The following is a 7,630-nucleotide window of genomic DNA, read 5'->3' as shown; positions in this document are numbered from 1 at the left end:
AACAGGCTCGGGTCCGGATACGGCGAGCCCAGCGGCACCGCGTCGTCCGTGCCGATCGAGCGCAGCGTCGACAGCACGAGCCGGCTCACGTCGACCGACGACGAGATCGCGATCGGCTTCGACGGTCGCAGCTCGCGCACCGGCGCATGGCCGTCGTCGCGCCGCAGGTTCACGAAATAGCCCGACTGCGGCCGGCTTTCGAGCAGCCCGCGGCTTTCGAGGAGCAGATACGCGTGCAGCACGGTCGTGATGCTGATCCGGTGCTGCTGGCTCGCCTGCCGCACCGACGGAATCCGGTCGCCGTGCCGGTACACACCCTGGCGGATCAGGCGCTCGATGTCATCCGCGAGTTTTTCATAGAGTTTCATCGCGCGCCTCCCGCCGGCCTGCGCAGCCGTGCCGCCCTGCCGGGTGCGTTCGCCACGCACGTGTTTCGCCCGCCGACCGGGCTGCCGTCATTCCTGATCTTTCCCTCCGGTTTTGCCTTTTCCATCGCACTGGCTCTCTCTTGAAGATGCGCCAACAGGGTTCCGGTACGACTGGATCTGCGGCACTGTGCACTTGATGGTGTAATCTTAAGAGCAGAACAGTTGGCGGCGAGTACACACATCGACCACGCGAACAAGAGTACAGTTCGGCGCGAATCGCGCATGGCGGGATAACTGTACGTCTTGTGAAATGGCCGGGTGGCCGGGAGCGTTGCGCGGCGTCGCCGGATCGGCCCGGAACGCCCGCCGCACGGCCTTTCGCCGGGCTGCATCAATTGGGGTGCAATACTGTGCGTCCGCACGGTTTTCACTGCCGGAGGCAGACCATGCAGTACACGATCGAACAGGCATCCCCCCTCGGCGGCATGATCCGCGCCGCCCGGCACGCACAGAAATGGCGCCGGAACAACGCGGCCGCCACGGGGGCCACGGATGACTGATCGCGCGCTCGTCGACCAGCTCGTCGCGCGGCTGACCGGCCGCGCCGACCATCCGCGCTTCACCGGCACGCCGCTCGACCTGTCGACGCTCGACGCGCTCACGCTCGGCGCAGTCTGGCCGGCGTTGCGCCGAGTCGAGCACGAGATCATGCTGCGCGACCACGCATTCGACGATCCTCGCGCCGAATTCGCACGCTGGCTGCACCGGCAGATCGACGCGCTCGGACTCGTGCCGCTCGTCGACGCCGATGCCGCGCTCGAACTGTTCCGCGATATTCCGGCCGGCGGGTGGAAACGCGCGCTCGAGGAATTGCCCTGCCTCGACGCGCTGCCGTCGCCTGCACTGCAGGCGGAACTCGCCCGTATCGCGGGCGAACCGGAGGAAGGCGGCGTGCGCACGGGTTCCAGCACGTATGGCATGTATGCGCTCGACCGGTTCGCGGGCCGCCGCGACTTCTCTGCGCGGCGCGATGCGTATGCGCAAGCGCTGGCGGATTCGCCGTTTCGCGTGCGCGAACTCGACGTGCTGCCCGAACTCGGGCCGGCCGCGCTGCTCGCGTTGGCCGCGACGAACGACGGCTACTTCGCGCCGAGGCGGCTGTGGCTCGACGCCAGCGATCCGGCTGTCACGCTCGCGGAAGACGCCGCGTACGTCGCCTTCGCGCGCGACGCGCTGACCGAAGCCGCGCAGCAGGTCGCGGCGCTCCATGCGGGCGCCGTTCCCTACGAGGCCGATCGCGCGTTCACGACCGACGACGCGCAGGTCGTCGCGCGCGCCGCACGCGTGGCCGCCTATCGCGACGAAGCGTGGCTGCGCCCGCTGATCGGGCCGCTGCTGACCGGCGTGTGCGTCGCGCCGACGGCCGCGAAAACCGCGCCGTCGCAATCGCTCGCGATCGCGCTCGGCCACGCAGTCGAAACGATCCCGACGCCCGAGAGCGTGCGCGCGCTGCGCGACGCGCTGGCCATCGTGCGTCATGCCGGCGTGCAGAAGAAGCTCGCGCGCAACCTGAAGCCGGCCGAACGCGCGCTCGGCGAGCGGCCGCATACCGCACTGCGCATGACGCTCGACGCGAAGCCCGACAAGAAGCAGCTCGCGATGCTCGCCGCGTGCATGGAAGCCGGCTTCTGGCAGTCGATGACGCTCGGCCATGCCGAATGGCGCGAGCGCCTCGTTGATGCACCGGCCGGCGCCGCGTTCGCTGCGCGCATGATCTGGCACGCGCGCGGCCACGATGGATCGACACAGTCGTTCATGCCGGACATCGCGAAAGGCAAGGTCGTGCTGCGCGACGCGGCCGGACACGCGATCGACCTCGCCGGCGACAGCGACATCCGGCTATGGCACCCGCTGCTGGCCGACGCGGACGAACGGCTCGCGTGGCAACGCGCGATCGTCGGCCGCACGCTGCGGCAGCCGGTCCGGCAAGCCTTCCGCGAACACTACGTGCCGGCCGACGGCGACGCGCCGGCCAGCGATTCCGCGATGTTCGAAGGCCATGTGCTGTCGAGCCGGCCGCTGATCGGCGTCGCGCGCCGCGAAGGCTGGTCGATCCGCGCGTACGACGACGGGCTCGTCCGCGAATTCGGCGACGTGCGCGCGACCTTCTTCGTCGATGCGCGGCTCTATCCGGGTTCGGAAAGCCACGGCACGTCGCGCCGGCTGCACTTCGAGCGCCGGCACGACCGGCGCTGGGTGCCGCTGCCGATCGGCGAGATCGATCGTGTCGTGTTCTCGGAGGTGGCACGCGCGGTCGACCTGCTCGTGAGCGTCGCCGCGTTCGCGCTCGACGACGATGCGACACGCGCGGCCGCCGCCGCACTCGCGGTCGACCCGGTGCGCCAGCGTGAGCGCGAAGCGGAACGCTGGCAGCGCCTGAACCGGTTGTCGGACCTGCCGCTGGGCACGATGGCGCGGCATCGCCGGCACGTGCTGTCGCTCGTGTTCGCCGGGCCGGTGGCGCAAGGGAAGATGACGATCGACGAACGCCATGTGCGCATCGGCGCGTGGTCGGTGCATTGCGCGACCGGGCGCGTGATGCGCGACGGCGAACCCGTCGACACCGCGATCGAGCCGCCGCCGTCGCCGCTGCGCGCGGTGCCGTGGCTGCCTTACGACGAAGCGCTGCTGCAGCGGATCGTCGACGTCGTCGCGGGGTTGCTCGACTGAGCTGCCGCCGTCAGGTCGAACCGAGCAGCGCGCATGGCCGGTCCTTCAGCGTGCCGGCCAGGATCCGCGGCCCGTTGACGAGTTCGTCGCGCGTGGCCGGACACGCGAGGTTGATGCGCACGCCGTGCTCGATTTCCGCGCGATCGACCGCGAACGTCGACGACGGCCTCACGATCACGCCGCGCCCCTTCGCATGCGCGGCGAAGTCGTCGGCGCGCCACGGCGGCGGCAGGCGCAGCCACACGAACATGCACACTGGGTTGGATTTCAGTTGCCCGGCCGGCAGCAGCTCCCGCGCGAGATCGACGCGTGCGCGGATCTCCGCGAGTTGCGCGGCCATGATCCGCTCGGCGGTGCCGTCCTCGATCCGTACCATCGCGATCAGCGTCGACGTCGGCGCAGGCATCCATGCGGTCGTGCGCACCGCCTCCGCGCACAGGGCGACGCTGTCGCGCGGGCAACTCGGGTAGCCGAGGCGCAGCCCCGGCGCGAGGATCTTCGACGTCGCGCCGATATGGAGCGTCAACTCGGGGCACAGCCCCGCGATCGCCGGCAGCAGGCGGCGTCACCGCGCCGCCTGCTGCCGCTGCACCTCCTGCGCTTTCATCTGCAGATATGCGCCGCGCTCGATCTCGTGCAGTTGCTGCGGATATTGCTCGGTCGCGTCGAACCAGCGCGCGAGGCGCTGGTCGAGCGGCTTGTCGAGCGTCGCGAGATACGCATCGATCGCGAGGTAGTAGCGCATCGTGTTGCGCTCCAGCAGCCCGCGCACGCCGCCGATGTACTGCGGCTGCGCGGCCGATGCGCCACTGGCAGCCGTGAAGCCGACCTTGTCGCTGCCGACGGTCGCGAGGTAAGTCTTCATCGCCATGCGGCCCACCGTGCCGAAGCCATACGAATACGTGAGATGCAGGAACGTGCGCGACCCGCCGACCGGCACGGCCTCCAGCGCGATCCGGTAATCCTTCGTGCCCATCGGGCCGCTGTCGGCGGTCAGGTCGACCTGGAAATAGTCGGGCGTCGCGGCCGCCACGCGATAGCGGAACTGCACGCGATAGGTGTCCGACAGCTTCTGCTGGATCTTGCGGCCGAGGTTCACGTCGAGCACCGGGCCGTTGCTGCCGGTCGACGCATGACAGTACTTCGTGTTCAGGTGCAGGATCAGCACCGCGCACCAGTTCGCGGGGCCCTGCGCGGGATCGTCGAGCTGGCCGCTCACGACCGCGTACGGATAGTCGACCACCGCATAGATGTCGCCCTTCAGCGACGACGACGCTTCCGCCGATTCGAGAACCAGCGGCCGGTGAAACGCGTTGTCCTTCAGTTGCGGGCCGAGGCTGCGGTAACGCTCGAGCAGCGTCGCCGCATCGTCCGCGCCGAACGACAGTGCACTCCAGCCAACGCACAGGGCCGCCACGAGCGCATGCCAGGCGCGGCGAGCAAGCCTCGTGCCGCGCGGATCTCCGGATGTGTTCATTCTTGTGCTCCCGCCTGGCGCGCGATGGTCGCGCCGTGTGTCACAGAATACGCCTGGCCGCAGCGCAACATTGCATGCGAGCCGGCCGCTATCGGCTCCGCTTCACCGGCACCGGCAACTGCGCGGCGGTGATCCGGATCAGCGCCGACAGCCATTCGCGGTCGTCCCAGCGCTCGCCGGAGATGACGAGATGCGGCTTCGCGGCCGGATACGGCGAACCTTCCTCGCACGTGCCGAGAAACGCGCGGCCTTCGGCCGTCGGCTTGACGAACAGCCGATCGTCGCAGACGAGCGCAACCATCTTGCCGTCGCAATAAATACCGTACTCGCCGAACATCTTGCGCGCCGATACCGTGCCGGCCGCCGCCATCTGCTCGACGATGAAATCGACCGTGCCTTGGCTCGATGCCATCTGCCGCTCCTTGTAAAACGCTTATGACTGTCGCGTGCGCCCGACCGTTCCGCCTGATTGGCGGATGCGCTGCGGTGCGTCATCCATGGGCCGGCGGAACACACATTCAGGCACGGGCGGGCCTTGCCGGCCCACACTGCCCCGACACCCCGACAGTTACATTGCGGCGCGGTGAATCGTCCCATAGCGCTTCACAAAAGATGGGCTTCGGCGACGTGCCGGGAGAGCGGCACGGGCCACCCGACGGCCGTCTGCGCCGAAAGCGATGCACTGCCGAGCGCGCATGAGATCGTCGCGCACTGGCCGATCTGGAACAAGCTCGTTGCCGGCGGCGACTTCGACGACATGACGTCCAACCCGGCCGCCGGCATCCGCGACGACGGGGATACCCTCCGGTGGATTCCGTTCACGCACGACGGCAGCAGCAATCATCGGTGCGTCGACCTCGATCCCGCGGAAAACGGCACGGTCGGGCAAGTGATTCGGGGCTGGCATGACGACGAGCAACGCGAACACGTCGCCTCGCGTTATGCGGAATGGCTCACCCGCGTGGTCGCGGAGCGCGGCGGTGGGGTCGGCGATTGAGCGGCCCGCGATAACGGAAAGCGGGGTTCGACAAATCGCCGATAGCGTGATGCCCGACCAATGCTGGAAGCTACGCTGCATGCTTTCCGTTTCGTCGAAGCCGCACTCGCTTACCCGCGCTGCAGCGACGCCGCGCACTCGCCTTACTTGTCGGCCGCAAACGCGCTCGACATCTGCCGAGCGCGCTTCACATCGTCGCCATGCAGGTAAATCGACGTCGTCGAGATCGATGCATGACGCAGGTTGTCGCGCACGGTCGTCAACTCCGCGCCACGCGCCAACGCATGCGTCGCATGCGTATGACGCATCCAGTGCGGGCTCGCCTGCCGCAGCTTCTGCGCGAGCGCGGGATTGTCGGCATCGACTTGATCGGCCGTCTGCGCGAAGAAACGCTGCATCACCTTCCACAACCGCACGCTCGTGATCGCAGCCGCGCCGTCTTCCGCGAGGCTCGCGATCAGCGGCGTATCGGGCCGCCAGCGCGCCGGCGTGACCGGCAGCCGGCGCGCGACCAGATAACGGTCGAGCGCCGTGCGCGCGAGCGGCGGCAGCGCGACGCGCGCGGCCTTGCTGCCCTTGCCGATCACCTTCAGCCACGCGTCGCCGTGCGCATCGGTCTCGATGCCGCCGAGCGTCGCGCCGACCAGCTCGCTCGCGCGCAGCCCGGTCGCATAACCGAAATCGAGAATGAAGCGCAGCCGTTGCGCGGCGGCCGGCGTCCAGCCCGACTGCGGCGCACCGGCCGTCGTGCCCTTGCGGAACTCGAGCCCATCGGCGATCGTGCGCACGAGCAGCCATTCGCCTTCGGTAAAGGCATGCGACGTGTCGAGTGCGTTCGCGCCGCGCGTGTCGCGCACCTTGACGCCCGCAAACGGATTCGCGAGCAGGTAGCGCTGCTCGATCAGCCAGCGGAACAGCGCGCCGAGCACCGACAGCGTGTACGCCGCCGAGCGCGCAGACAGCGCGCCCGAGAACGGCCGCCAGTCGGGCGCACTGCGCGGCCGCACGGGCCCGACCCAGCGTTCGTGCGGCGTCGGGCGCCGCACGAACGCGCGATACGCGACCGCATCCTCGGTCGTCAGTGACGACAGCGCGCGGCCACGCTCGACGATCGCCCACAGGATCAGCCGCTCCGCCTCCTTGCGGTACGCCCGCCGCGTCGCGGCCGATTCGTGCAGCGACAGCCACGCATGAACAGCCGCGTAGTCGTTGTCCGCATCGAGCGTGCTGGTCGCGCGCGGCGCGCGGAACGTGCCGGCCGAGCCGTCGACTTCGTGCGGCAGCTTCAACTGCTCCCACGGCACGATGCTGCCGCGCGGCGTCGCCGCGATCAGCGCGCGCGCCCGTTCGGTCAGTTCCGGATGCGCGGCGAAAAACGCCTCGACGTGCCGCGCACTGGCCACGCCGAGGCCCGCGATCGCGCGCCACCACTGGCGCCGGCGCGGAATCCGCACCGTGAGATCGGCGAGCGTCGCGATCCCGTGCGCACGCAGCGCGACGACCGCGCGCGCGGGCAGCCACAGGCCGACGTCGTCGCTGATCTGCGGGACCGGCGCGCGCGCATGACGCAGCAAGCCGATCGCTTCGGCGGCAGCCTTCGCCTCCCGCAAACGCTCACCGTCGGGATGGCCGAGCCGCTCTGCGAGATCGGGCCGGCCGGCCTGCCGCGCGACGCGCACGAGACGGCGGCGAATGGCGCCGATCACGCCGCGCGCCGAGCGCCCTTCGCCGAGCCGGTCGGGCAGGTAGCGCTCGACAGCCTGGCGCACGGTCATGCCTGCGTACCACGCGCGCAGCGCGGCCAGTTCGTCGGCGTCGGGAAAGCCTGCGGGCGCAGGCGCGGAATCGGAGGATGGCAGTGTAGCGACGCGCGGTTTCATGGGCGCCAGTTTGACAGAAGCGCGCGCGGCCGGATACGTCGCACACGGCGTTCCGGTCTTCTGGCAGCCGCTGATTATTTAAGGCGGTAAAAATAGCGGGTGTAAAGGCCGATCGAATTGCGATCGTTTCGTTCTTTTCACCGTGGTCGAATCGGTTTTCGTGCGGATCGACGTACCA

6 protein-coding genes and 1 pseudogene are annotated in these 7,630 nt (G+C 69.3%); 2 read left to right on the top strand and 5 right to left on the bottom strand.

What is annotated here, in order from left to right:
- Positions 1–368 (bottom strand): GntR family transcriptional regulator (locus B7G54_RS37175; protein ID WP_133059267.1); only part of this gene is annotated, 368 nt, incomplete at its 3' end.
- A 552-nt stretch (positions 369–920) separates the two neighbouring features.
- On the opposite strand from B7G54_RS37175, the gene B7G54_RS37170 reads away from it, so the two are divergent.
- The gene (locus tag B7G54_RS37170) at positions 921–3,098 is read left to right on the top strand and encodes a DUF4132 domain-containing protein (protein WP_085043629.1); all 2,178 of its coding nucleotides are present in this window, start codon (positions 921–923) and stop codon (positions 3,096–3,098) included.
- A gap of 10 nt (positions 3,099–3,108) precedes the next feature.
- Here the strand turns inward: B7G54_RS37170 and B7G54_RS37165 are convergent.
- From B7G54_RS37165 to B7G54_RS37155, 3 genes and pseudogenes are all read right to left on the bottom strand, one after another.
- Positions 3,109–3,654: pseudogene (locus tag B7G54_RS37165) on the bottom strand (aminotransferase-like domain-containing protein); the annotation flags it as partial.
- Positions 3,655–3,663: 9 nt separating this feature from the next.
- Complete coding sequence (locus tag B7G54_RS37160) at positions 3,664–4,575, bottom strand: hypothetical protein (protein ID WP_085043628.1); 912 nt, start codon at positions 4,573–4,575, stop codon at positions 3,664–3,666.
- Positions 4,576–4,663: 88 nt separating this feature from the next.
- A complete protein-coding gene (locus tag B7G54_RS37155; RefSeq protein WP_085043627.1) occupies positions 4,664–4,987 on the bottom strand; it encodes a TfoX/Sxy family protein in 324 nt (107 codons plus the stop codon).
- Between the two features lie 123 nt (positions 4,988–5,110).
- Between B7G54_RS37155 and B7G54_RS37150 the strand changes: the two genes are divergently transcribed.
- A complete protein-coding gene (locus B7G54_RS37150) occupies positions 5,111–5,572 on the top strand; it encodes an SMI1/KNR4 family protein (protein WP_244289492.1) in 462 nt (153 codons plus the stop codon).
- 143 nt (positions 5,573–5,715) lie between these two features.
- On the opposite strand, the gene B7G54_RS37145 is transcribed toward B7G54_RS37150, so the two are convergent.
- Positions 5,716–7,452, bottom strand: coding sequence for a site-specific integrase (locus B7G54_RS37145; protein ID WP_085043625.1), 1,737 nt, complete (start codon positions 7,450–7,452; stop codon positions 5,716–5,718).
- Positions 7,453–7,630: the final 178 nt, after the last annotated feature.

Source organism: Burkholderia puraquae (assembly GCF_002099195.1).
In the GTDB taxonomy this organism is placed as follows: Bacteria; Pseudomonadota; Gammaproteobacteria; order Burkholderiales; family Burkholderiaceae; genus Burkholderia; species Burkholderia puraquae.
The sequence above is the reverse complement of the archived record's forward strand: the minus strand, read 5'-3'. Positions and strand labels throughout refer to the sequence as shown.